Origin of the sequence: Bacillus sp. FSL L8-0152 (genome assembly GCF_038006365.1) — a bacterium.
Taxonomy (GTDB): domain Bacteria; phylum Bacillota; class Bacilli; order Bacillales; family Bacillaceae_G; genus Bacillus_A; species Bacillus_A cereus.
Genome location: NZ_JBBOVB010000001.1, coordinates 1,053,700 through 1,079,775 on the forward strand (window position 1 = coordinate 1,053,700; position 26,076 = coordinate 1,079,775).

The following is a 26,076-nucleotide window of genomic DNA, read 5'->3' on the forward strand; positions in this document are numbered from 1 at the left end:
TTTTAAATAAGAAAAGGGGAAATAACTTGTGTCCATTTTAATTGTTGATGATAATCCGGTTAACATATTTGTAATTGAGAAGATTTTAAAACAAGCCGGATATCATGATCTTGTATCGCTCAATTCTGCACAAGAGCTCTTCGAATACATACAGTTTGGAAAAGATTCTTCCAGGCATAATGAAATTGATTTAATACTATTAGATATTATGATGCCTGAAATTGATGGACTTGAAGTTTGTAGGCGATTACAAAAAGAGGAGAAGTTTAAAGATATCCCTATTATTTTTGTTACAGCTTTAGAGGATGCAAATAAATTGGCCGAAGCTCTTGATATGGGGGCAATGGATTATATTACGAAACCTATAAATAAAGTTGAATTATTAGCACGTATGCGTGTAGCGTTACGCTTGAAATCAGAATTAAATTGGCATAAAGAACAAGAAGAAAATCTTCGGAATGAACTAGATTTAGCTACGCAAGTACAAAGAAACTTATTAAGTAGCCCATTAAGAGAAGATCATATAAAAATTGAAGCAAGTTACTTACCTTCATTTAAACTAGCTGGAGATATGTATTATTGGTATAAAATCGATGAAAATCGCTACGGTATTATATTATTAGATGTGATGGGACATGGTGTATCTGCTTCATTAGTTTGTATGTTTATTTCGTCTGTATTACGTGAAACAATTAAATGTTTAATTGATCCAGAACTCGTTATTAAAGAATTAAATAAATATATGACCCTTTTACATAATGAAAATGATAATATTCCTTATTATTTTACGGCGATATACTTAGTTGTTAATACAGAAGATAGAACAGTTGAATATGTAAATGCAGGGCATCCTTCTGGATATATTTTAGTTGATGAAACAAATGTAGTTGAACTAGATCGCGGGAGTTGTGCCGTAGGATTTTTTGATGAAATAAAAGTTAAAAAGACAGTTATACCTTTTGAGAAGAACGCTCAAATATTATTGTTTACAGATGGTGTTCTTGAAGCAATTGCAAATGATGAATTTGAGTCTGAAGAGAAATTACGTACTTTTACAGAAAGAAAATGGGGAGATTTAGAAGGCGAGATAGAAGGGTTTTACAAGGAAGAACAAAAGAAAGCGCAATCAGATGATATGTGTCTAATTATGATACAAACGAATGCGAAATAAAAAGCGTATGAAATCCAAACAGAGGATTTCATACGCTTTTTATTTCGCATTAACGGGCAGTAAGACTCCTACCAAAAAAAATAGTCTGAAGCAAAGAAGGTAGGTGGGAGATCAACTGCCCGTAAATGCCCGATTGGTTCAACTAATAATCAGTGGGGGATACCCCCACTGATTAAAGTTTCACTTTATTGTATTTTTTGATAAATTTGTTCACTAGGATTAAATTGGGTATAATGCGGCATTATATTTGAAAAACGAAGAGTTTCTTTATTTCCTAAACATAGAAATCCATTGTGACTTAAGCTTTCATAAAATAGTTGCTGCACTTGATTTTGAAGTTTACTTGTAAAGTAAATTAAAACGTTACGACAAAGTATAATATGAAACTCGTTAAAAGATTGATCGGTTACTAAATTATGCTGTGCAAAAATAATGTTTTGTAACAGTGAAGGATTAAAATAAGCAAAACGATTATCTGTTGAATAATAGTTAGAAAATGCTTGTGTACCGCCAGCTTGTAAATAGTTTTTCGTATAAGTTTGCATTTTATTTAACGGGAGGATAGCTTGTTTTGCTTTTTCTAACACATTTGTATTCATATCTGTTGCGTAAATAACCGACTTTTCACTTAATCCTTCTTCGTGAAGTAAGATGGACATCGATAATACTTCTTCACCAGTTGCGCATCCAGCATGCCAAATTCTAATTTCAGGTTGCTTTTTCAATTCAGGAATAACATGCTCTCTTAGCGCTTTAAAAAAGGCAGGGTTACGGAACATCTCAGTTACATTAATCGAGAAATCATTTAATAACTGTTCTAAAACCCCTTCCTCGTGAATTACTTTTTCAATTAATTTTGAAATGGTTGGGATATTAGAGAGCTGCATTCGATTACAAATCCTTCTATAAATAGATGTGCGAGCATATTGGCGAAAATCAAATCCTGATAGTTTAAATACCGCTTCCAATAGTAATTCAATTTCTAAGTTCGTGCGCTCATCCGTATCTACTGATGGATCAAAATTATAATACTTATTTTCCACTCCAACTAAACCTCACTTATTTTATTAACCATACACTCATTACCGAATAGAGTTGATGTAGGTTTAATGGTTTACTTATATAATCTGAAGCGCCAGCAGATAAACATTTTTCCTTATCATTTGGCATTGCTTTAGCAGTTAATGCGATAATAGGTATTTCATGTAACCCTAAGTTCATTCGGATATTTTCCATCGTTTCATAACCGTCCATATTAGGCATCATAATATCCATTAAAATAAGGTCAATATTTGTATTGCTTTTTAGTATTTCTAAACACTCTATGCCGTTTTGGGCAGTAATAATGTTGGCATTTTGTTTTTTTAATGCATTTTGTAACGCAAATATATTTCGATGATCATCATCGACAATTAAAATGTTTTTCTCTTGGAAGACGTTATTTGTTTCGGTAGTAACGATAGTTTCTTCAACAACTTCAGCAGGAATAACATCTTCTATCGTTGCTGCGACTTCTAAATTGGATAACTGTATATCATGTAATCCATTTGGAAGGTTAGGAATATATACTGTGAAAGTACTACCTTCTCCTACATTACTCTCTAACGTAATCCAACCACCTAACAATCTAGCAAACTCTTTACAAATAGATAAACCTAGTCCTGTGCCACCATACTTTCGAATCGTTGCTCCATCTGCCTGTTGAAAGGCTTCGAAAATAAGTTGATGCTGTTCTTTAGCGATACCAATACCAGTATCTTTTACTGAAATTGTAATCCAATCTTTACTTATAGACTGCATATCATGACTTAAATTGGTTGTTTCTATTGAATCGAAATGTAAAGAAACGGATCCTTTTTCCGTGAATTTAAATGCATTGGATAATAAGTTTTTAATAATTTGCTCAATCCGTTTTGCATCTGTATAAAACAGATCAGGAATCGTATCACTGTCTTCAATAGTAAATTCGACATTTTTTTGTGCAGCTATATGTAAAAAGTTTTGATGCATATTGGCTGCCATGTCACTTATGTTCGTTGCTTCAAAAATGATGTCTAGTTTGCCTGCTTCTACTTTAGATAAATCTAGTATGTCATTAATTAAAGTAAGTAAGTCTTTCCCTGATGAATGAATGACAGTTGCTAGTTCAATTTCATCATCCGATAAATGATTATCATGATTTTCTCTTAACATTTCAGATAATAGTAAAATACTATTTAACGGTGTGCGTAATTCATGTGACATATTTGCTAGGAACTCAGATTTGTATTTTGAGCTGCGTAACAACTCGCTTGCTTTTTCTTCTAATTCTGATTTGGTAATTTGTAAGTCAGCTGTCTTTTGTTCAGCTTCTTCAGTTCTAGACTCTAATTGTTCATTCGTTGTTCGTAATTCTTCCGCTTGCATTTGTAGTTCTTCCGCTTGCGTTTGTAATTCTTCTGATTGAACTTGTAACTCTTCTGTCATTGCTTGTGATTCATGTAAAAGAGTTTGAATTCGCATACGTCCTATAATGCTATGGATTGTTAAACCTAGATTATCAATAGTTTGTTGAATTAAATCTTGATGTAAGTCTGAAATCTCAGTTACACTTACTAACTCCATTACTGCAATCACCTCATCCTCAAATAAGATAGGGATGACTAGTAGATTTTTAGGACGTATTTCTAATACTCCGCTAGTGACATAACGAAACTCTTCGGGTATATCCCTGAGAATAAAACTTTTCTTTTCTAAGGCAGACTGTCCAATGAAACCTTCACCCATTTTAATGGATTGTTTTCCAATATCAGCACCATGATCGGCGAAAGAAGCTTTTTTCACATAGTAGACAGTTTCTTCATATTCTTCACGTACATAAAATGCACCGCAAGAAGTTTGCGTTTTTTGTATAATTCCACTAAGAATTTTTTTACCTAACATCTCAATAGAAGATACACCTTGATACATTAAAATTAATTCTGCAAGCTCAGTTTGTAACCACTCTCTTTTCGATATTTCGTCTAGTAAGTGGTTCGTTGTATGAGCAAGATCTTTTATTTCATCATGTGTATTTACATGAATTCTTTCCGTAATTTTTTCTTTAGAAGAAATTGATTTAATAGCTTGAATTACATTTTTAATCGTTTTTGTAATGGAATTCGAAATATAGAGTGAAACGATAATGGAAATAAAAGAAAGTAAGAACAATAAACTGTATAACCAAATCTCTAATTTATTATTTTCAGTATCTAATTGTGCTGCTCTTTTTTTCGTTAATTGCTCCTCAGTGCTACGGAAGTTAGTTACCTGTGACTGTAAGGACTGAATTTTAGTCGTGTCGATTGTTTGTACATTATTACTATTATTATTTGTAATGAGTGGGTGAATCTCTTTATTAATCCAACTAGTAATGTTTTCGTTAATCTGTTTTAATTTTTCTTGCTGAGAGGGGTTATCCTCTAATAAAGAAAAAAGATCTTGATAATGTTTTTCGTAATCCTTTTCCGCAGAGTTAAGGGACTGCACGTAATTAGGGTTATTAGAAATGATAAACCCTTTCGCTGTATTTTCAATTGTTAGTAACTCTTTCTCCACTTGATTCGTTAAATTGAGAACTTTAAAATCATGATCAATAATAAAATTACGAGATTTTTGTAAGTTGGAAATCTCATTGTTTAACATAATGAAAGAAACAAGTAAGAACAAAATGATAACTAAATAACCAGCCATAATTTTGTAGCGAATACTAAATTTTGCTTTCGAGTTCATTAAAAATTCCTACCTTCAAGGTTATTAAAACTTTTCTATTTTAAAGAATGAAAAACGTAATATATATTATATCAGTTTTCATAAGGCCAAACTAGAAATCCCCCTATTGTATTAGGGGGTTCTTTTTTTATAGAGGAAATCATTTTGAAATATAAAAACATATATGAAAGGTAGTAAACGAGGGAATAGAGGATAACAAACATTCTAAGAAGGGAAGAGTGTTCTTAAAGCTCTTTTTGCATCTATTCCTTCAAAAATAAATAATATAAGATCTTTCTTTTTTACAGTAAGGAAAAAGGATACTAGAGTGCTTAAGTTTTTAATAGAAGTAAGTGCTCCGTGTTTACCTATAAATACATTCGTTTGAAATGTTGTCATTAAAGCATAAAAATGATGAATCTGCGTTATTGTAGGTGTTTCATTATAAGAAATAGTAGTAGAGTGAATGGCGTTCATCGTAATATTCCTTTCCATATAGTAAGCATAACAATATAAACATACCCGTTTTAAAAAATGTTAAACATATAAAATAAGAAAAAATATAATTATAGTTTTTTACGTTTAGAAAAGGTTAGGAAGGGTATACATATACTACAAAGAGATTGACTGAAGATGAATTGTAAGATGTCTATGTTTAGTAGATTAGTCTATCAAAATATACTTTTACTTTAAATAAAAAGGAGCCTGGTATACATGAATGAAATGATGATTAATATTACATTTGATTTAATTTACTTGTTAAGTAGTTCACTTGTAGTGCTTTTACTATTCGCTTTTTTCGTAAATGGTTATGTTAATAAGAAGATTAGTGTATACAGAAATGAAGAAAAATAAAGATACATTACATAAAACTTTAGGAGGTTAATAGTTATGAATGTAGATAGAAAAATAGTAGGTGTTTTTAGAACAATTGATGATGCGGCACTCGTTATTAATGAATTAAATGATAAAGGATATTCAGCAGATAACATTTCAGCTATTGCGAAAGATCAAAAGGAAATTGAACATCTAGAAGAAAAATCGGGTGAAAAAGTGAATAGCGAAACTGCACATAAAGCAGATATCTTTTCAGCGACAGGGCTTGTAGCTGGAGGGGTAGCAGGCGGGCTTGGTGGTTTATTAACAGGTCTTGGTGTACTTGCCGTTTCTGGAATGGGTCCAATCGTAGCAGCAGGACCGATCGCAGCAGCTATTGGAGGAGCCGGTATTGGCGGTGGAGCTGGAAGTTTAATAGGGGCATTTATCGGCTTAGGAATCCCTGAAGACCATGCTAAGAAATATGAAGAGTATATTTACGATGGAAATATATTAATTTTAGTAGATGCAAAATTAGATGATAAGTTAGAAATCTATAAAATATTTGATAAGCATAATGCCTATAACTCTGATTTCTTTAAATAAAATATAAACAAAGTGAATATCGTTTTTTGATCTTACAACTTTGGCGCGGCCGAGGAGTCGTATGACTATAAGAGAGGAAGGGCTTATAGTAAAAGATCAAGTTCTATCATGTTATTTAAAAGGGAAGAGGTGCCTTTTCGTGATTGTAAAAATATTAAAGGATAGCAGTAATAGTTTCCTTTGTACAGTTCAAAACAAAAATGGAGACCAGTATGTGAAAAAATGGTTTAGTAAACATGAAAATAACAAAGAATTAGGGCGACCAACTTTTAAAGAAGTAGAAAAGGATTGGAAAGAAAATAGAGAATCGTTTATGTATCCCAATATTAAAGCACTTTATTAAAATTAAACATAATGCGCGCTTTATTATTACAAAACTGTCACATTCCTGTAAGGTAATTCAATGGATTAGATACTTTTTCCATGTCATAATAAAGACATAAGAAAGCTTATCAAAACTACAACTTATTAGGAGAGTGTCAGTCATGATTGTAACAACAACGTCTGGAATTCAAGGTAAAGAAATTATTGAGTATATCGATATTGTAAATGGTGAAGCTATTATGGGTGCAAATATTGTCCGCGATTTATTCGCTTCAGTTCGTGATGTTGTCGGTGGTCGTGCTGGTTCTTATGAAAGCAAGCTAAAAGAAGCTCGTGATATCGCAATGGATGAAATGAAAGAACTCGCAAAACAAAAAGGTGCGAACGCTATCGTTGGTATTGACGTAGATTACGAAGTTGTTCGTGATGGAATGTTAATGGTTGCTGTAAGTGGTACAGCTGTACGTATATAAGTAAATAAAAAACAGGCTCACCCCTTGAAGTTTATGCTTTGAGGGGGTTTTTTGTTTTTAAGTTGTAGAAGTAAACTCCAGTTGCAAGGGTAAAATGAAAAAGAGACAGTGATGCTACATATATGTAATGTGAGTGCAAACTTTATAATAAAGTTGTTATTTGAGATAATGGAAGAATTAGTGGTATAAATAATTTTATAGATAATAATCAAAATAGAGAAGACAGAATGTTCATGGATGGAATAGTTGGGGGGATTTTCCAATCTGTAATAAAAAACGGAGGTACCGAGAGCGGTTTACAGATGTCTACTACATAAAATTTATAATGGATTGGAGGCAATTTTTATGTTTTGGTTAGGAGGCTTTTTAGGATACATTGTAGGTTCTATTACTACATGTGCGCTACTTTACTTTGGTTATAGATCCAATGAAAATAAAAAAGCGGATATGCAAAAGGTGGAGGAGAGGAAAATCAATAAAAAAGGTGTATAGTAGGCGAAAGGTAAGGTGATAGTGTTGATACAAAAATAAAGGACAGTACATATTGTATATGACTACTATGTACTGTTCCGCTTATTCTTTTTGGATTATGAGAGGTTGTTTCCTGTCTTGCTATAAAATTTATAGGCAAAAAAACCAAATAAATAGCCTATTCCGGATCCTAAACTAATTGAAAGTAGTGAGAAATCTGGGGAAAACATGCCGAAAATCAAGCCAATTATACAGCCGACAAGCATTCCTATAGGTATGAAACTGTCTAATAACAGTTGAGTCTCTTTTGATTTTTTCTTACCCAATTTGCCGTGCTTATATTTATGTTCCAATCTTTTTATTACAAATACTACAATTCCCCCGACTAGTATAATAGGCCAAATTGCCGAAATGAACCACATGTTAGAAGCTCCTTTTACCTTTCAATATAATTGTACCAAAAAATTATAATTATAGACTGCTAAACGTACTATCTAGTCTATTTAAAAGGTAAATGCAAAAGACTTCTTCTTTTGCATTTAATAACTCGTCAAAAACACTTTCCGATACGATAAACTTAACTAAATCTATACAATTCAATCAAATTTACACAAGTTAGTGCTTCAAAGTGTTCTCGCAGCCCCAAAGGGACGAGAGGTATAACACTCCACACGAGGCAGTATCGTTACCTCCTATTATCAAGCATTTATTTTACCCATCTTGATAAATTTATCGACGCATTTACATCCCTATCGTGATAGCTATTGCATGAAGCACAACGCCATTCACGAATCTTTAAACTCCACTGTCCTTCTGGTTGAACTGAATGGTCGTATTTAACGCCGCAACATGAGCAAATCTTGCTTGAAGCGAACCATTTATCAGCTTTTACATACGCAATGCCGTACTTCTCGCACTTGTATGACAAACATTGAAAGAAGAAGTTTAATTTTTGAAATGAAAATGCTTTCGATAGTTTTTTGTTTTTTAACAGGTTTGAGATAGATAAGTCTTCCACAACAATCCTCATTGGTTTGGTTTTCACCAATTTAGCTGTTGCTTGATGGATATGGTTATTTCGGATATTCATAATTTTCCTAGATAACCGCAGGTGCTCAGCTTTCGCTTTTTCATATCCAGCAGATTGAAATTTCACACCTTTTTTAAATCTCCTAGACATATCTCTTTGCGCTGACTTTTTCCTTTTCAAAAGTTTTTTAACCTTGGCATCTTTGTTTATATTTCGTTCTTTCGTACCATTAGAAGCTACAAACAGCTCTTTTAAACCAACATCCACACCAATCGACTCATCGGTTAGTTCTTGTGATTCAAAGTCTTCTTGGAACCCTACACTAATCCACCAGTGACGACCGTCAAAGGTAACTCTTGGGTTGGATGTTTTTTTATTTCTTGGTAGTTGTTGGCTTGTTTTCACTTCTCCAATAGACTGAATATGAACTACTTTCTTTCCTATAACCAGTCTTTCATAATTGGCATAAAATCCTTGGATTAAATCTTTTTTGGATTTATAAGAAGTGTGATAACCATTTTTGTACTTTTTGAACGAATGTTTTCTCGCCGTATCAAAATCTTGTGAAGCCTGTTTGGGAACTTGTGCGTTGATGTCATTTAACCACTCATATCTCTTTCGCTTCTTGATCTTTGTAAATCGTTTCTGTAAAGCTAACTGTGAAACAGATTTTCCAAATAGCTTATAGTATCTATCACTTATTCTTTTACAATAGTTATAAGCGAATCTTGCAGCACCGGCATGTTTTTTTAGCACTTGTTCTTGTTCAGGCGTTGGAATTAGTCTGACTTTCTTCGCCAATATCATCAGAATGTAACTCCTTTAATAAAGATTTGTTCTTCTGAATCGTAGCGTGTTCCACCAGCATTCTCGTAAGACTACTCGGATGCAAACCTGTTAATTCCGATACTTGACTAACTCGTGAAAATTTCATTATTATTCTCACCTCATCGAACCAAACATAGCACGTACGTTCGATAAAATCAATAAAGTTTGATAGATTCAATAAAATTTATCTTGTTCAACTAAGGGCGCAATTCCTTAGCCAGTTCTCTTATGAACTTCTCATGTTTTCACATGAGCGCAGACTATATGTTTATCTACTTAGAGATAGAGGATTTTTCCACCACCATAGGCTTGTGATGTACTCTCGTCAGTTATACGAGATAGTCGTTGAACGTTCATCCTATCCATTTTGACTTAGATGATTCGAGGCGGAAGACCCATTGTTCTAGTGTTTAGGATTTAACCTTGCACAATCTGATTGATTTTTTCTGCTTTCGCGACATTCACGCTCACTATTTCTAGCCACGTTGTAGTTCAATCAGCTTTAGGGATTGCCCGCAGTTAACCCTCACTACTAGCCAATCACTTGACTAGCAGGGCTTACTGATATATTTAATTAACTTTCGTTATAATTGGTTAAATAAATCGTAACAGTTAGTTACCCTTTCGTTTTCTCAGCGGACTGTACAACATCAACTGCCGCTTTCACATCCGCTAATCCATACGTAGAATGTACTTTCATAAAACGTAATTGCTTATTTTCTACTAAGTGAATTAAATGACGAAACGTCTCTTGCCATTTATATGGTGACACTTCTTTATTCCAATGTCGTAAATGAAATATGTTCGTGTGCACTTTTGCTTTCGTGACAATCTCTGCCCAGTTAACTTGTACACCTGATAGAAGACCGATCGTTAAAAAGTGCCCGTTTGGACGTACTGAGAAAGCTAATTCATTTCCATCCGGTCCCCCGATAGAATCAATTGCAGCATCCGCGCCGAGCCCGTTCGTTAATTCCATAACGGTTTCATAAAGCGGGGTAGTGGAAGTATCGATTACATATGCAGCACCTAGGCGCAGTAACTCCTCTGTATGCTTATTATTTCTTGTCACGGCAATGAGTCGGAAGTTTAAAATTTGTGATAACTGCGCAAAAAGATGACCAATTGCGGATCCACAAGCATTCACTAATAAAACATCATTACGTTGTAAGTTTAGCGTTTCTGTACATGTAACCCACGCCGTAAGAGGATTAATATACATTTGTGCCGCTGTGAAATCATCGATGGAATCAGGAATAGGAACTACAAAGTCAGCTGATGTTTTCACATATTCTTGCCAAGTACCTTCCCCGCGTAACGGTAACACACGTTTACCGATAAGCTCTCTAGAAACAAAAGCTCCTACATCTTCTACAATACCAACACCTTCATAACCAGGTATGTTAGGTAAAGGGATTCTATGTGCGTATGCTCCAGTGATGGGAATTAAGTCAGATGGATTAATAGGTCTAACTAGCATACGGACGAAAACTTCATTATCTTTTAGTGGTTCTATATTTTTATATTCAACTTGTAATACGTCTTTTGGATTGCCAAACTTGTGAAATTGAATGCATGTTCCGTCCAACATAAATGTTCCCCCTTAGTTTGATTGGGTTTATTATAGCATTTTTGGTTTGGGCGATTATTTTGTTAGTGATAAATAGGGTTTTTAATTTACGTATTTATCAGAATTTTATAAAATGTTTATAGAACTATAAAATGGGGGGATTTCTTCATGTGTACTAGTTTGACGTTACAAACAAAAAATTTCCAACATCTTTTTGGGAGAACAATGGATTTCACATTAGATATGAATCAAGAAGTAATAATCATTCCTCGGCGTTATCAGTGGAACAATATAACTGGTGAAACGATCCGAGCGAAAAAGGCTGTTGTCGGAATGGGAATTAATTTTGGAGGAAGGGTCATGATGGCGGACGGAGTAAATGAAACTGGTATGACATGTGCAACTCTCTATTTCCCAGGATTTGCTACTTATAGTAATCATATAGATAGCAATAAAACGAATGTAGCGCCATTTGATTTTGTGACTTGGAGCCTCACGCAGTTCAATTCTGTTGAAGAATTAAGAAAATATATTGATAACATTGCCTTTATAGATGTGCCATTACCAGTTTTAGGAATTACGCCGCCGCTACATTGGATTTTAGCAGATAAATCGGGAGCGTGTATTGTACTTGAGCCGACAGTTGATGGAATAAAAGTGTATGACAATCCAATAGGAGTAATGACTAATAGTCCCGAGTTTAATTGGCATTTACAAAATTTAAGACAATATATTGGACTTAAATCGCAGCCATTTGCGCCAACTGAGTGGGGAGATGTACCATTAAGTGCTTTTGGCCAAGGTTCAGGAACGATGGGACTTCCTGGAGATTTCACCCCGCCATCAAGATTTGTACGGGCAGCATATGGCAAACAAAACATTCAAAGTATAGAGAACGAAGAAGAGGGGATATCGGCTATTTTTCATATCTTATCAAATTGTGAGGTTCCTAAGGGGGCAGTAATAACAGAAGACGGTATATTAGATAATACGATCTATACAAGTGCAATGTGTATGGAGTCTGGAACATATTATTACCATACTTACGATTGTAGACAAATTATAGCCATTCATTTATTCAATGAAGATTTAGATACAGCTGAGATTAAAACGTATCCGTTCCAGCGGAAGCAAAAAATCTTTTATGAAAACTGATAAAAACACCTCCATTGAATTTGCATACTTAGTATGCGAATTCGGGAGGTGTTTTTCTATTAAGCCGAAGCTTTCTTCATTCTCTCAAGTAAACTAGATAACACATGCGTACGATACGATTCTAGTTTTTTACCTTCATAAGTACGGATACCTAATTTTTTAAGTTCTTTTACATACCAACCTTTGCTTCCGAAATACATGTGATCGCTCCCCTTCAACTTTGTTTTTATTTGTTCTGATTGCATATGGAGGTACAGGTAATATAATGAAGGAAATGAATTTCGCGCGAAAATGGTTAACTTTGTTGCAAAAGACATATATACTAAAGATAGTATACAACGAGGTGGACAAGACGTGATTATAGAGAAGCACGAAATTCAAATTGACCAAATTACTAGCGGTAAAGTGAATATCTTTACTTTCTATAGAAATAGAAAGCAAATTGATGATCATTTTTTACGATTGCAAGAACCATCGCTTACAGCAAACTACTTCTTCCATTTTCATTTTGATGCAGAGAGCTTGCATCTACTGCAGGAAGAGTTTCCAGGCGTATATCCGTACGACGGTAGTGAAACGATTCACGACTGGACGGAAAAGATGAAAGCTGAATTGCAACATCAGATCCAAACAGGTAAATGGAATAAACGCGTACGTATTGGTAATCGCATTCTAGATGTGGTGTTTACGTGGTGTGACGAAGATATAGTAGAGTGAAAAAGAAGCGGATGACGCTTCTTTTTTTTAGCGCTGGAATAAAACGAGCTTACCTGCAGTAGATGTACAGCGATGTGTTTTTTCATACAATCCTTTTTCTTGTAAAATAGATTCACCTTTTGCTTTTGCTTCTTTTTCAGTTGCCGCCTCGAATGATTCGTCTAATGCTTTTGAACCATCTTTTTCAAAGACTGTTAGAACGTATACTCCCATGAAAATTCCCTCCAATAATTAAAATCAGAATCTTATAATTATTTTGACATAAAACGCTACAATATGCAAAGAAATATATGACATTGCGTGGTAAAATAGAATGAAACTTTAATCATCGAGAATATTTTCATTCTCGATGATTATTAGTTTTCAGCGATGTTAATTTTAATAAAATGAAACTTTTGAAAGATAGAAAGGATCGTTATTTGTGAAACAAGTAAAGTTTATACATGCGGCTGATTTGCATTTGGATAGTCCGTTTAAAGGAATGGAGATGAATGTTGCGCAGTCTGTTTGGGAGAGAATGAAGCAAAGTACGTTTGAATCATTTGAGCGTATTGTTGATAAAGCGATTCAAGAGCGCGTTGATTTCGTATTACTAGCTGGGGATTTGTATGATGCGGAGACGAGAAGTTTGAGGGCGCAAGTGTTTGTGCGTGAGCAAATGAAGAGACTTTCGCAGTACGATATCCCTGTTTTTATTATTCACGGTAACCATGATCATTTAGGAGGAAGCTGGGCAGCGATTGAGTTTCCGGAAAATGTTCATGTGTTTACGGAGCCTTACGTAGAAGAGAAATCATTTTATAAAAATGGTGAGCTATTAGCTTCTATTTATGGGTTTAGTTATTTGCAGCAAGCGGTAACGGATAATATGACAGCGCAGTATACGAAAATGAGTGATGCGCCTTTTCATATTGGCATGCTTCACGGAAGTGTGGAAGGAGATGCAGAGCATAATCGCTATGCACCGTTTCAAATTCGTGAGTTGAAAGAAAAACAGTTTGATTATTGGGCTCTTGGCCATATACATAAACGTGAAATTTTATCAGAAGAGCCATACATTATTTATCCAGGGAACATACAAGGTCGTCATCGTAAGGAAACAGGTGAGAAGGGTGCGTACCTTATTGAACTTACGAAACAAGGAACGCATTGCTCATTTTTCCATACGGCAGATGTTGTATGGGATGAGATCGAAGTTTGTATTGATGGACTTGAAACTGTTGATGAACTTATGACGAGCATGTCAACTGCGATGAATGAGTGCCGAAGAGAAGAGGAAGGGACGCTTTTAACTGTCGTATTCACAGGGCAGGGCCCACTTTCTTCTTATTTGCGTGACGAAAAGCGTGTGGAAGAGATTTTTCACATTTTAGCATCTGGCGAAGAGCGAAAAGATTTCGTATATGCAATGAAGTGGAAAAATGAGACGGTTTCTTTTGCGGAAATCGAACGTTTGAAAGCGGAAAATCATTTCGTCTGTAGTGTGCTAAAGGAGCTAGAAGCTTTCACAAATATGGATGGCGTGTTGCGCACCATTTGGACATCTCCTGTAGCGCGTAATAGTATTGAATCTTTTACAGAAGACGAGAAGAAAGAGATTCAAAAGGAAGCAGAAAATATTATTTTAGAGCAATTATTCCAGCAAGAGAGGGATAAAAAATGAGAATTGAAAAACTCCATATTTATGGGTACGGAAAATTAGAAAATGTGGAAATGGATCTTTCCTTGCTGACGGTGCTATACGGTGAAAATGAAGCGGGGAAATCGACAATTCGCTCGTTTATGAAAAGTATTCTGTTCGGTTTTCCGACGAGAGGACAGCGCCGTTATGAGCCGAAAGAAGGCGGGAAGTATGGCGGTGCGATGACTGTACAAACAGAGCAGTACGGCCGTTTGAAAATTGAACGATTGCCAAAGACGGCAGCTGGCGAGGTGACCGTTTATTTTGAAGACGGGAAAACGGGCGGCGAGGAAATTTTAAACGATATATTAAGCGGGATGAATGAAAGTTTATTTGAATCGGTCTTTTCATTTGATATGCATGGTCTTCAAAATATTCATCAGCTCGGCGAAGCGGATATTGGCAATTATTTATTTTCAGCAAGTGCAGTCGGAAGCGATGCGCTATTACAGTTAGATAAAAAGCTAGAAAAAGAAATGGATCAGCGTTTTAAACCGAGTGGGCGTAAACCGGAAATTAACGTGTCACTGCAAGAGATGAAGAAGCTTGAAGAGAAGATGAAAGAGTGGCAAGGAAAAATTGGCACGTATGAAAAACAAGTGGAGCAGTTAAAAGAAAGTGAAGAGAAGCTTGCTTCTGTTCGCGGAGAGAAAGAGAGTGCAGAAAGGCGAAAGCAAGATTATGAAATATTAGCAGCGCTTGAGCCCCTCGTTATTGAAAAGCGTGCGCATGAGAAAGTGTTAGAAAATGAGAGCAGGCAGTTTCCTGTAAACGGAATGGCGCGCTATGAAGCGATTAAGGCGAAGATGGAGCCGCTTCAGTTACAAGTTGATTCGCTCCACAAAAAAATAGAGACAGTGCAATCGGAAATTGTCTCGATTCAAATAGATGAAGAGTTTTTACGAAAAGAAAGTTATGTAGAAGAACTTCGTATGCAGCATTTATCTTACGAAAATGCACGCCAAGAAATGCGTGATATGACAGGAAGTATTGCGAATATAAAAGAAGAAATTGCAGAACTAGAACAACAAATTGGTGCTACTTTTGAAAAGGAAGCGGTTCTTTCGTTTGATATGAGTTTGGCAACGAAAGAATTAATTACGCAAACCGTGCAAAAGGCACGTGAATTAGAAACGCAAAAAGTACAGCTTGATGATCGTTTTAAAGTAGCGCAAGAGCAATTAGAAGAACAAGAAGAAAATATAAGACAGATTCAGAAACAAATGTTAGTTGATGAAGAGCGAAATACGTTAGTTGAGAAAGAGAAATCGTTCCAAGATGAGGCGTTTATCGGTATGGGCGCAGAGAGAATGAAGCGCAAGTATGAGGAAAAAGCAGGAGCAGCTATGCAAAAGAAAAAGCAGTGGCAAAGAGTTTGTCTTCTGTTACTTCTTATTAACACGCTTGTTTTATTCACGAGTTTATTTATTGATAACCGCCCGCTCTTATTTATTAGTGTTATTGTTTTTGTAGGGATTGTTCTTGCCCTTGTTTTATATAAAGATCCGCCAAGTGGATTACAAGAAGAGCTTCTTACTCTTCAGCAAAGTGCTGGCGGGAGACAAAGTGAAGAAGCGCTGTCTGTGCGCTATCAGTTAGAAAAAGATGCAGAGATTCGGAAGCTATTTGAGCGTGAGTCTTATAAATTGCAGCAAATGGAGCGAGCTTATGATAAAGTCGTTTCATCGTATGAGGAATGGGAGAGAGAAACGTTCCAGGCGGGAGAACAAGTAGATGCATATAAAACGCGCTATATGTTCCCAGAATTTTATACGTATGCGCACATATTGCCGGCGTTTGAGCGTATGGAAAAAATGCAGCAATTATATCGTGAATTAGAGAAGCAAGGCACACGAAAATCTTCATTATATGAAATGATTTCGCAATTTGAACATAAACTAGAAACTGTTATCGGTAGTGCGGAGTATAGTAAGTTGTATGAGGCGCAAAGGCTTATGCAAAATGAGAAAGAGAAGAGACAAACTTGTAAGCAGCTGAAAGAGAAACTGGCGGAATGGCAAGAAGAATATGAGTTTATGAAAGAACAATTAAAGCAATTGCTAGTAGAACGAGACAGTTTATGGCATATTGCAGATGCTACAGATGAAGAGATGTTTTTAGAAGCAGGTAAACTAGCGGGAAAACGTGAAGATGCTGAGAAACAAGTAGTGCGTTTATTACCGCAAATTGATCTGTTAGAACAGCGTTTAAAGAGTTTATCATTAGCTGAACATTACGAAGCTGACGGTTATGAAGAGAAATTAAAGAGAGAAATTACAGTCGTGCAAAACTGTCTGGCGCAAGAGAAAGAACTGACAGAGCGCATTGCGAAACATCGTATGGAAATTGTGAATTTAGAAGAAGGTAGTACGTACGGCGATTTAATGCATGAATGTGAAATGAAAAAAGCGCAATTGCGTGAACAAGTGAAGAAATGGGCTGCTTATGCGGCCGCAAAAACGGTGTTAACGAAAACGAAGCAATATTATCATGAAGTGCATCTGCCTCGTATTTTACAAAAATCAGAAGAGTATTTCGTCTATTTAACGGGCGGACGCTATAGTAAAATCTTTTCACCGTCAGAGGCGGAGCCGTTCATTGTTGAACGTAACGACGGTATACGTTTTTACAGTCATGAACTAAGCCAAGCGACAGCGGAGCAGTTATATTTAGCGCTGAGATTTGCACTTGCGAAAACATTTGAACATGATTACCCATTTATTATTGATGATAGTTTCGTGCACTTTGATGCGGTAAGGACGGATCGAACGATTGAACTAATAAAGGAAATCGCAAAAGATAGACAAGTCATCTTCTTTACATGTCATGCGCATTTACTCGCGTATTTTACAGAAAAACAGATTGTAAAATTAACACATAAGCGTAAAGAAAATGAGTTGTGATATGCTATACTAAAAGTAACTGATTTGGTGGAGGAATTCGAATGAAAAAGAAAATTGCAGAATATGAAGTTGGTGAACAAGTCGATGTTTTCTTGTTAATTAAAACAGCGACAAAAGGTCTAGCAAGTAATGGAAAGCCATTTTTAACAGTAATCTTACAAGATCCAAGTGGAGATATTGAAGCGAAGCTATGGGACGTATCACCAGAAGTTGAGAAACAATATGTAGCAGAAACAATCGTTAAAGTAGCTGGTGATATTTTAAACTACAAAGGACGTATTCAATTACGTGTGAAACAAATCCGTGTTGCGAATGAAAATGAAGTAACAGACATCTCGGATTTCGTAGAAAAAGCACCAGTGAAAAAAGAAGATATGGTTGAGAAAATTACACAATACATATTTGAAATGAGAAATCCGAACATTCAACGTCTAACAAGACATTTGTTAAATAAGCATCAAAACGAATTTTTAGAATATCCAGCAGCGACAAAGAACCATCACGAGTTCGTATCTGGACTAGCTTATCACGTCGTATCGATGCTAGATTTAGCGAAAGCTATTTCAAATCTATACCCATCATTAGATAAAGACTTACTATATGCAGGCGTTATTTTACATGACCTTGGTAAAGTAATTGAACTATCTGGCCCAATTTCTACAACGTATACGTTAGAAGGAAACTTACTAGGCCACATTTCTATCATGGTGAACGAAATCGGTAAAGCAGCAGACGAATTGCAAATCGATGCAGAAGAAGTATTAATTCTTCAACACATCGTCCTTTCGCACCACGGAAAAGCAGAATGGGGTAGCCCAAAACCACCATTAGTAAAAGAAGCAGAAATTCTGCACTACATCGATAACCTAGATGCAAAAATGAACATGATGGACCGCGCATTAGGACGCACAAAACCAGGTGAATACACAGAGCGTGTCTTTGCACTTGATAATCGTTCGTTCTATAAACCGACGTTCCATAATTAAAAGTGTGAATAAAGTGGCCTCATTAAGTTTTAAAAGCTTAGTGAGGCTGTTTTCTTTATTAAAAATTAAATGAAATAGTTAAGAAGTACGCATGGGATTAACGAAGAACGATTAAAACATATCTCACCACTAGAATGGGAGCATATCAACTTTAATATGGCAGATACTTAGAATCGCTTCAGCCTGTATAACAGGCCTAAAAATAAGAGTTGAAACTTGTTTAGCATCTATTTTTGTTAAAAGGTGGGAGAATTGTGCTATGATGTGGGCAAATATAAAACTATCTAAAGGAGGGATTTACATGCCGCATATTGTGTTTCGTGGAATTACTACTGAACAATTAAAACACATAAGCAAGCCATTAGTAGAAGAGCTCGCAGAGATTTGTGAGTGTGGTACGGATAATTTTACGTTGGAACTACCAAGTTCTACGTTTATATTCAATGGAGAAGAAATAGAAGCGTTTCCTCTTATTGAAGTGAAATGGTTCGAGCGTGGACAGGAAATTCGTGATCGATTTGCCAAGGCCATTACTACATATGTAATGGATTTTGGACTTCCAGAAGTAGAGGTTGTATTTACGGTTTTCACAGAATCAGCGTATTATATTAACGGGAAGCATTGTGCAAGTTAGAGATATTATAAATGTTTTTGTAACATTTATCCCGCATTAACGGGCAGTAAGACCCCCACCTCAAAATTCAGCGGAAGCAAAGAAGTTAGGTGGGGGATCAACTGTCCGTAAAAGCCCGATTGGTTCAACTAATAATCAGTGGGGGATGAACAAAACCCCCACTGATTAAAGTTTCACTTTATAAGGGATAGAACCACATCGCTATCAAGCTAACTAGACAAAATATCCTCTAAAAAGAGAAAGGCGTTATTCTTTCTGAGAAATCATAGGAAAGGATAACGCCTTTATATCAATTTTAATATAATCGATTCACTTCTTTATAAAAAGTTTGGTTATTTTATTGAAGCTTATTCCACAAACACACTCGTTTGTTCACTTTTTTACTGTTTGAAAGCCATACTTTTTATATTGATTCATTTATTGGAAAAACAGAAAGTTTTAAACTCTCTCTATTACATATTTATTTTTGGAAAAATAGCCTAACTCCAAATACTAATAATACTGTGCCAGTAATACCCTCTATTGTACGGTTCATCTTTTCTTTTCTTAAAAAAGTTCTTAATTGACGTATTAGAGAGATATAAAGTAAATACCATATTGCTGTCAAAGTCGTAAATGTGAATCCCAACAAAAGAAATTGGAAGAAATGACTTTGATTACTCACAATAAATTGGGGTAGAAAACTAAGGAAAAATACAGCCGTTTTTGGGTTTAAGATTGCCGTGGTAAATCCTTGTCTAAAACTTTTAACCGTTCCAATATCCTTAGAGTTTATTTCCACTGAACCTGACATATCTTCTTTTTTAGAAAAGGCACTTTTAATTGACTTTACAGCTAAATAAATTAAATAAAATGCCCCAGCATATTTTATTAATGTAAATAGCATAGCAAATTTCATTAAGATAGCAGAGAGTCCTAGTGTAGCCATTATTGTATGGATCATCATTCCAGATACCGTTCCTAAGACGGTCTTTATCCCACCATTTCTACCATGAGAGATAGTGTTTTTTGTAACTAAAGCAAAACCGGGACCAGGCATCATTATAATAAGGAGTGCTGTAAGGATAAATAGCATATAATTTTCCATGTTATGGTATTTCCTTTCTGATTTTTAGTTTCGCTTATAGTATAGCTTTTTTCCTTAAAACATTAAATATAAAAAGTGTGATCAGGATAGTATCATAAACTTTCAAGGAGTTGTAATTGAATTATAGAGGGCTTCACTTGAATAATGTTCTTCTGTAAATGAGCGTTTTTTAATTACTTTTTCTCGGAACACTCTTAATTTTCTTTCGTTTATCGAGGGTATTAGTATCAACTTGACCAAACATTATCCCAAAACTACATTTAACATTTACGAAAGCATATTCGAATAATCATTCATTAAATTTCTTATCAATCAACAAAAATTAATTATCATAAGGAAGAGGTACGTGAACTTCTATTTAAGAAATTACTTATTCTTGAAAAAAATGAATTAACTCCCCATAAATAATTGTAAAGATATAAAATTCTATAATTCCCTCGGAACAAAAAAAGTTGTCTTTTATAGCAACGAAGTTCATTTTTATCGTTTTTGGGTAGTGTATTCTTGTTAGCTTGATAGTGATGTGACGCTATCCAGAAATTAATGATTTTACACCCTAAATGTTATTTAACAAAAAAATCTTGAATTCGAGATTTTTCACTTGCTTTTCAATCACTTGAGGTGTAAAGTGATAGTAACGAAAGCGATTGAGTCATATGAAAAACATACACTCAGTTGTTTTCGATTAAAAAACAAAGTAACTTATACAGTAAAAACTAAGATGAATTTACAAAAACATAATTAAGAATAAATTGAAAAGCTAAAAACCATATTAGTTGTGGGAAATGTTATTTTTTTAGTTATCACTTGACTAGTAAAACGAAACGGAGGAATAACCAATGTATAAAATTAAAGGGCATCATCACATTTCAATGGTTACGAAAAATGCAAATGAAAATAATCACTTTTATAAAAACGTGCTTGGCTTGCGTCGTGTGAAAATGACAGTAAACCAAGATGATCCGTCAATGTACCACTTATTTTATGGAGATAAAACAGGAAGTCCAGGTACGGAATTATCATTTTTTGAAATTCCATTAGTAGGAAGAACATATCGCGGTACGAATGCGATTACTCGAATTGGATTACTTGTTCCTTCAGAGGATAGCTTGCATTACTGGAAAGAACGCTTTGAAAAATTTGATGTGAAACATAGTGAAATGACAACATATGCAAATCGTCCTGCTTTGCAATTTGAGGATGCTGAAGGTCTTCGCTTAGTACTACTCGTTTCAAACGGGGAAAAAGTAGAGCACTGGGAAACTTGGGAGAAATCAGAAGTTCCTGCAGCGCATCAAATTCAAGGAATGGGTTCTGTGGAAATGACCGTTCGTAGACTTGATAAAATGGCGAGTACACTTACAGAAATGTTTGGTTATACAGAGGTTAGCCGTAGCGAAGAGGAAGCAATTTTTCAATCCATTAAAGGAGAGGCTTTTGGAGAAATCGTTGTGAAATATTTAGATGGACCTACTGAAAAGCCGGGCCGAGGGAGTATTCACCATTTAGCAATTCGTGTGAAAAACGATGCAGAGCTTGCCTATTGGGAAGAACAAGTGAAACAAAGAGGCTTCCATTCTTCAGGAATCATTGACCGTTTCTACTTTAAAAGCTTATATTTCCGTGAATCAAACGGAATCCTTTTTGAAATTGCGACAGATGGACCAGGATTTACAGTTGATGGAGATGTGGAACATTTAGGAGAAAAACTTGATTTACCACCGTTCTTAGAAGATCAGCGTGCAGAGATTGAAGCGAATTTAGCACCTATTGAAGAGAAGTAATAGGAGAGAAAATATAAATTAAAAAACATTGGAGGAATATACTAATGAACCAATTAAAAGGAATTCACCACGTTACAGCGATTACAAGTAGTGCAGAAAAGAACTATGAGTTTTTCACTCACGTTTTAGGAATGCGTTTAGTTAAGAAAACAGTAAACCAAGATGATATTCAAACGTATCATTTATTCTTTGCAGATGATAAAGGTAGTGCAGGAACAGATATGACATTCTTTGATTTCCCAGGTGTTCCGAAAGGAGTACACGGTACAAATGAAATTTCAAAAACTTCATTCCGTGTTCCGACTGATGCAGCATTAGAGTATTGGGTGAAACGCTTTGACCGTCTTGAAGTAGAACATACAGGAATTAAAGAGCAATTTGGTAAGAAAACTCTTTCTTTCGTTGACTTTGATGACCAACACTATCAATTAATCTCAGATGAACTTGATAAAGGAATCGAATCAGGTACACCATGGCAAAACGGGCCAGTACCATTAGAATACGCAATTACTGGTTTAGGACCTGTATTTATCCGTATTGCAAACTTTAGCTTCTTCAAAGAAGTGTTAGAAAAAGTTCTATTATTTAAAGAGGTTGCGCAAGAAGGGAAATTCTATTTATTTGAAGTGAACAAAGGCGGAAACGGTGCATCTGTTATTGTAGAACATAATACAGTTCTTCCTGAAGCACAACAAGGTTTTGGTACAGTGCACCATGCGGCATTCCGCGTAGAAGATCGCGCTGTATTAGAAGAATGGATTGAGAGAATCAGTAGCGTAGGACTTCCTTCATCTGGATATGTAAACCGTCACTTCTTCGAATCATTATACGCAAGAGTTGCACCACAAATTTTATTTGAATTTGCAACAGATGGCCCAGGGTTTATGGGAGATGAGCCATACGAAACACTTGGCGAAAAATTATCTTTACCTCCATTCCTAGAGCCAAAACGTGAAGAAATTGAAAAATTAGTTCGTCCAATTGATACAGTGAGAAGTACGAAGGAATTTATTAAAGAGTAAAAATAGAGATAATAAGTAGGAGAGCAAGTAGTTTTAGCGGAGTGCTGGAACTGCTTGCTTTTTATTTGTCCTGTTAAATTTTCTGACAATTGTTTCTCAAGTTATTAAAAAGGAAAAGTTTGGTATAATCAATTAAAATATTTAATTTTCTGATAATTATTTTTCAATACATAGAAAAGGAGTGGTAATATACAATTTTGATAATTGTATAAAAATCCTAATTTTGTAATTTTGGAGAAAAGGGGATGCGAGTGTATGGGAGCAGATGTAGTAACGCGGGAGCAAATGAAACATTCTTTAGATGATTGGTATCGTGTAATGTTGCAGCAAAATATAGAGAAAGCTACGGAAATGAAAGAGGAGATTGAAAGTAAGATTAGTGGTTTGGACGTGGATCAGGATGTATTGCTTTATCATGCGTTGTTGAATTTTAGATATGATGCATTAGTTGATTGGATTGGGGTTAGAGAAGATAGTTTTGATAAAGTGGAATCTTTCGAAATTCCAACAGAGGGCTTTTTAGCTTATTATTATCACTTTTTTAAAGGGTTTCATTGCACATTAATTTCAAATTATAACGAAGCGAAAGAACAGTATGAGCAAGCTGAGAAGTTATTGAAATATATTGCAGATCCGATAGAACATGCGGAGTTTAATTATCGGATGGGGAATTTCTATTATCAAAAATATGACCAAGTTCATGCAATAGATTACTTGAATAGGGCAAAAACAGCATTTTTACAATATCCAGGCTATGAAATAAAAGTAGGATTATGTGAAAATGCTTTTGGACTATGTTGTGTAGACATAGATCACTATGAATTAGCGGAAGAGAACTTTAATTCTGCTATGGAAGTATTGCAAAAAGCAGATCAAAAAAAATATATGCTAATGGTTCGGCATAATTTAGCTTGGCTTTATGCTAGTCAAAATCTTTCAGAATTAGCGATTCGTCATATATCTGAGGTGACCAAAAATTACCCAGAACACTTTAAAGCCTTGTTTGTAGAAGCACATGAACATTACAAATTAGGACAATATAACTTAGCGAATCCAATTGTTGAAAAAGGTTTAAATATTTGTGTTGATTTAGGGGAAAAAGAATTTCAACATCGGTTTAAAATTTTGAAAGAACTCAATGGAAAATCTTCAGTATCAATTATTGAAGATGTAATTTTAGAAGGAATTTCTTATTTTGAGAGAGAAAGATTATGGGATTGTATTCAAGAATACACTGAAATTTTAGCACTGAAATTTTATGAATTTGATGATCATGTTAAGGCAAGTAAATATTTTTATATGAATAATAAGGCTCAAAAAAATATATTGGAAAAGGGAGCGTTAAAATAATGAAGAAATTTCGTTTGGCTATTGTTGGGACTGCATTAGTAGGGGTATTATCAATTGGGTTCAATAGTTCTTTTACAAATCAAGCTGTAAATATTGGTGACACAGGAGGGGCACCAGCAAGACCAGACTACGTTAATATTGGTGACACAGGAGGAGCACCAGCAAGACCAGACTACGTTAATATTGGTGACACAGGAGGAGCACCAGCAAGACCAGACTACATTAACATTGGCGACACAGGCGGAGCACCAGCAGATAATAGAGGCGACGGCGGAGTAAGCCAACTATAATAACAAAGAAAGGGACTTCAACATGAAGTCCCTTTTTCTATTTTCAGGCCATGCAGAGAAAAGAATTGACTTACTTTAAATGTGTAACTATAATAGTTACATAATAACCATTAGTAATAGAAATGAGTTATATTTTTTTAGTATAATTGTAACTGTCTCAGTTACAATTAAAAAGAGAACATAAAACAACCAAAAAATGTAAAAACTTTAAATAGAAACAAGAGAAAGGAGACGGGAACTTTGAAACGGTTTAAGTTTTATATGATTAGCGGTATTGTGCTCGTTTTGTTAATTGTTTGTAACTTCGTTGAGAAGCCGATTGCGAAGGTTGGAGAAGTGAAAGATACTGTTATGATGAAGCTGAATACGAAAGAGAGTATGGCGCAAATTGATGGGCAAACGATTTATTTTAAACAAATTGGTGAGGGGAAACCTCCGTTACTTATGTTTCACGGGTTTGGTGGTTCTTCTGATGGGTTTAGTGATATTTATCCAGAACTAGCGCGAGACCATACGATTATTGCGGTTGATATTTTAGGGTTTGGGCGTTCTTCTAAGCCAGTTGATTTTCAGTATTCGTTTCCTGTGCAAGTGAATTTATATTATAAGTTAATGAAGAAGCTCGGATACGATCAGTTTGCGGTGCTTGGCCATTCGATGGGCGGAGAGATGTCCCTCAATTTAGCGTATTTATATCCGGATGCAGTAACGCATCTCATCTTGGCGGATGCTACAGGGATAGAGTCTTTCCAGCAAAAAGAAAGTTATGAAGTACCACCGCTATCGACGGACTTACAAACTGTAACCGAGATTACGAAGTATAATAAAAATGAAGTGAAAAATAGTCGTGATGATAAAGAGCATTATGATCAGCTTACGAAAATGAGAGAGCGCCGCATCGCGATGGAAGCCGATAAGATTAAGGTGCCGACTTTAATTATATGGGGACGACACGATAAGAGCGTTTCTTGGAAAAATGGTGAACTGTATCATGGGCTATTTGCAAATAGTACGTTTCATATTATTGAAAAAGGATACCACGCACCGTTTCGTCAGGAACCAATTGAGTTTATGGAATATGTACAAGCATTTTTCGCGAAGCATCCACAATAAAATTTTAGGTATAAATCCACTTCTTTCCTCATAGAGTGAAACTAATAAGGCTTGTCTAAGGAAAGGAATGAAGTGATTTGGAAACTTTACCATGGTGGGTGTATCTTGTAATTGTCGGGATTGTACTAAGTGGCTACATGGTTTTATATACTTCGAAAAAAGAGCAAGATATGGATAATGAGTTTATTGAAAAAGAAGGCGAAGTATATATGAAGCGTTTAGAAGAAGAGCGTGAGAAACGTAATCAGGAAAGTGATAAAGATTCGGTATTGCTTTAATAGAAATTTTGAAAGGTTACCACCTAGTAGGATTTTACATCTCGGTGGTAGCTTTTTT

General features: G+C 35.2%; 27 protein-coding genes. 18 read left to right on the forward strand and 9 right to left on the reverse strand.

All coding sequences use genetic code 11. From position 1 onward, the window contains the following. The first annotated feature begins 28 nt into the window (after positions 1-28). On the forward strand, positions 29-1,171 hold the full coding sequence (locus MHH27_RS05455; protein WP_098284609.1) for a fused response regulator/phosphatase: 1,143 nt from the start codon (positions 29-31) through the stop codon (positions 1,169-1,171). A gap of 185 nt (positions 1,172-1,356) precedes the next feature. Here the strand turns inward: MHH27_RS05455 and MHH27_RS05460 are convergent, their stop codons facing one another. The 3 genes from MHH27_RS05460 to MHH27_RS05470 all read right to left on the reverse strand — a co-directional run bounded on the left by MHH27_RS05460 (position 1,357) and on the right by MHH27_RS05470 (position 5,377). Continuing rightward, a complete protein-coding gene (locus MHH27_RS05460) occupies positions 1,357-2,214 on the reverse strand; it encodes a CheR family methyltransferase (RefSeq protein ID WP_000429043.1) in 858 nt (285 codons plus the stop codon). A 16-nt stretch (positions 2,215-2,230) separates the two neighbouring features. After that, on the reverse strand, positions 2,231-4,921 hold the full coding sequence (locus MHH27_RS05465) for an ATP-binding protein (RefSeq protein ID WP_340941856.1): 2,691 nt from the start codon (positions 4,919-4,921) through the stop codon (positions 2,231-2,233). Between the two features lie 204 nt (positions 4,922-5,125). Continuing rightward, entirely contained in the window at positions 5,126-5,377 is a 252-nt protein-coding gene (locus tag MHH27_RS05470) for a hypothetical protein (protein WP_053565099.1), read from the reverse strand. A 237-nt stretch (positions 5,378-5,614) separates the two neighbouring features. On the opposite strand from MHH27_RS05470, the gene MHH27_RS05475 reads away from it, so the two are divergent. From MHH27_RS05475 to MHH27_RS05495, 5 genes are all read left to right on the forward strand, one after another. Continuing rightward, on the forward strand, positions 5,615-5,755 hold the full coding sequence (locus MHH27_RS05475) for a hypothetical protein (protein ID WP_001004571.1): 141 nt from the start codon (positions 5,615-5,617) through the stop codon (positions 5,753-5,755). A 36-nt stretch (positions 5,756-5,791) separates the two neighbouring features. Further along, the gene (locus MHH27_RS05480; RefSeq protein WP_065228404.1) at positions 5,792-6,322 is read left to right on the forward strand and encodes a general stress protein; all 531 of its coding nucleotides are present in this window, start codon (positions 5,792-5,794) and stop codon (positions 6,320-6,322) included. A 139-nt stretch (positions 6,323-6,461) separates the two neighbouring features. Beyond that, positions 6,462-6,665: a DUF4028 family protein gene (locus MHH27_RS05485; protein WP_000635853.1), complete on the forward strand. Its 204-nt coding sequence runs from the start codon at positions 6,462-6,464 to the stop codon at positions 6,663-6,665. A 142-nt stretch (positions 6,666-6,807) separates the two neighbouring features. Continuing rightward, positions 6,808-7,119: a YbjQ family protein gene (locus MHH27_RS05490; protein ID WP_000637510.1), complete on the forward strand. Its 312-nt coding sequence runs from the start codon at positions 6,808-6,810 to the stop codon at positions 7,117-7,119. Between the two features lie 345 nt (positions 7,120-7,464). Continuing rightward, positions 7,465-7,611, forward strand: coding sequence for a hypothetical protein (locus MHH27_RS05495; protein ID WP_176520596.1), 147 nt, complete (start codon positions 7,465-7,467; stop codon positions 7,609-7,611). Positions 7,612-7,706: 95 nt separating this feature from the next. On the opposite strand, the gene MHH27_RS05500 is transcribed toward MHH27_RS05495, so the two are convergent. From MHH27_RS05500 to MHH27_RS05510, 3 genes are all read right to left on the reverse strand, one after another. Then, on the reverse strand, positions 7,707-8,012 hold the full coding sequence (locus MHH27_RS05500) for a hypothetical protein (protein ID WP_071731868.1): 306 nt from the start codon (positions 8,010-8,012) through the stop codon (positions 7,707-7,709). Between the two features lie 284 nt (positions 8,013-8,296). Beyond that, entirely contained in the window at positions 8,297-9,427 is a 1,131-nt protein-coding gene (locus MHH27_RS05505) for an RNA-guided endonuclease InsQ/TnpB family protein (RefSeq protein WP_340941860.1), read from the reverse strand. Positions 9,428-10,064: 637 nt separating this feature from the next. Next, complete coding sequence (locus MHH27_RS05510) at positions 10,065-11,039, reverse strand: zinc-dependent alcohol dehydrogenase family protein (RefSeq protein WP_340941861.1); 975 nt, start codon at positions 11,037-11,039, stop codon at positions 10,065-10,067. Between the two features lie 147 nt (positions 11,040-11,186). Here MHH27_RS05510 and bsh point away from each other — a divergent pair, with 147 nt between their 5' ends. Beyond that, positions 11,187-12,173, forward strand: a complete 987-nt coding sequence (gene bsh, locus MHH27_RS05515; RefSeq protein ID WP_097822156.1) for a choloylglycine hydrolase — start codon at positions 11,187-11,189, stop codon at positions 12,171-12,173. Positions 12,174-12,232: 59 nt separating this feature from the next. Here the strand turns inward: bsh and MHH27_RS05520 are convergent, their stop codons facing one another. After that, positions 12,233-12,373: a YflJ family protein gene (locus tag MHH27_RS05520; RefSeq protein WP_000273536.1), complete on the reverse strand. Its 141-nt coding sequence runs from the start codon at positions 12,371-12,373 to the stop codon at positions 12,233-12,235. A gap of 154 nt (positions 12,374-12,527) precedes the next feature. On the opposite strand from MHH27_RS05520, the gene MHH27_RS05525 reads away from it, so the two are divergent. Beyond that, complete coding sequence (locus MHH27_RS05525) at positions 12,528-12,890, forward strand: hypothetical protein (protein WP_000582776.1); 363 nt, start codon at positions 12,528-12,530, stop codon at positions 12,888-12,890. Positions 12,891-12,917: 27 nt separating this feature from the next. Here MHH27_RS05525 and MHH27_RS05530 read toward each other — a convergent pair whose 3' ends face one another. Further along, positions 12,918-13,103 (reverse strand): YhzD family protein, encoded by a 186-nt coding sequence (locus MHH27_RS05530; RefSeq protein WP_000539552.1) that lies wholly within the window; start codon positions 13,101-13,103, stop codon positions 12,918-12,920. Positions 13,104-13,311: 208 nt separating this feature from the next. Between MHH27_RS05530 and MHH27_RS05535 the strand changes: the two genes are divergently transcribed. The 4 genes from MHH27_RS05535 to MHH27_RS05550 all read left to right on the forward strand — a co-directional run bounded on the left by MHH27_RS05535 (position 13,312) and on the right by MHH27_RS05550 (position 19,094). Continuing rightward, entirely contained in the window at positions 13,312-14,553 is a 1,242-nt protein-coding gene (locus tag MHH27_RS05535) for a metallophosphoesterase family protein (protein WP_340941864.1), read from the forward strand. Next, positions 14,550-17,474: an ATP-binding protein gene (locus MHH27_RS05540; RefSeq protein WP_340941866.1), complete on the forward strand. Its 2,925-nt coding sequence runs from the start codon at positions 14,550-14,552 to the stop codon at positions 17,472-17,474. Before MHH27_RS05535 ends, MHH27_RS05540 begins: the two co-directional genes overlap by 4 nt. A 41-nt stretch (positions 17,475-17,515) precedes the next feature. Continuing rightward, complete coding sequence (gene yhaM / locus MHH27_RS05545) at positions 17,516-18,460, forward strand: 3'-5' exoribonuclease YhaM (RefSeq protein ID WP_000726652.1); 945 nt, start codon at positions 17,516-17,518, stop codon at positions 18,458-18,460. A gap of 301 nt (positions 18,461-18,761) precedes the next feature. Then, the gene (locus MHH27_RS05550) at positions 18,762-19,094 is read left to right on the forward strand and encodes a DUF1904 family protein (RefSeq protein WP_023521344.1); all 333 of its coding nucleotides are present in this window, start codon (positions 18,762-18,764) and stop codon (positions 19,092-19,094) included. A gap of 460 nt (positions 19,095-19,554) precedes the next feature. Here the strand turns inward: MHH27_RS05550 and MHH27_RS05555 are convergent, their stop codons facing one another. Beyond that, entirely contained in the window at positions 19,555-20,181 is a 627-nt protein-coding gene (locus MHH27_RS05555) for a LysE family translocator (protein ID WP_340941868.1), read from the reverse strand. A gap of 839 nt (positions 20,182-21,020) precedes the next feature. Between MHH27_RS05555 and MHH27_RS05560 the strand changes: the two genes are divergently transcribed. From MHH27_RS05560 to MHH27_RS05585, 6 genes are all read left to right on the forward strand, one after another. Next, on the forward strand, positions 21,021-21,965 hold the full coding sequence (locus MHH27_RS05560) for a ring-cleaving dioxygenase (protein ID WP_090975725.1): 945 nt from the start codon (positions 21,021-21,023) through the stop codon (positions 21,963-21,965). Between the two features lie 44 nt (positions 21,966-22,009). Then, the gene (locus MHH27_RS05565; protein WP_340941870.1) at positions 22,010-22,987 is read left to right on the forward strand and encodes a ring-cleaving dioxygenase; all 978 of its coding nucleotides are present in this window, start codon (positions 22,010-22,012) and stop codon (positions 22,985-22,987) included. Between the two features lie 255 nt (positions 22,988-23,242). Next, entirely contained in the window at positions 23,243-24,337 is a 1,095-nt protein-coding gene (locus tag MHH27_RS05570) for a response regulator aspartate phosphatase (RefSeq protein ID WP_090975727.1), read from the forward strand. Next, positions 24,337-24,627, forward strand: coding sequence for a Phr family secreted Rap phosphatase inhibitor (locus tag MHH27_RS05575; protein ID WP_090975729.1), 291 nt, complete (start codon positions 24,337-24,339; stop codon positions 24,625-24,627). The genes MHH27_RS05570 and MHH27_RS05575 overlap by 1 nt, the downstream gene beginning before the upstream one ends. Positions 24,628-24,867: 240 nt before the next feature. Next, positions 24,868-25,740 (forward strand): alpha/beta fold hydrolase, encoded by an 873-nt coding sequence (locus MHH27_RS05580; protein WP_139213190.1) that lies wholly within the window; start codon positions 24,868-24,870, stop codon positions 25,738-25,740. Between the two features lie 77 nt (positions 25,741-25,817). Continuing rightward, on the forward strand, positions 25,818-26,018 hold the full coding sequence (locus MHH27_RS05585; RefSeq protein ID WP_000449225.1) for a sporulation YhaL family protein: 201 nt from the start codon (positions 25,818-25,820) through the stop codon (positions 26,016-26,018). Positions 26,019-26,076: the final 58 nt, after the last annotated feature.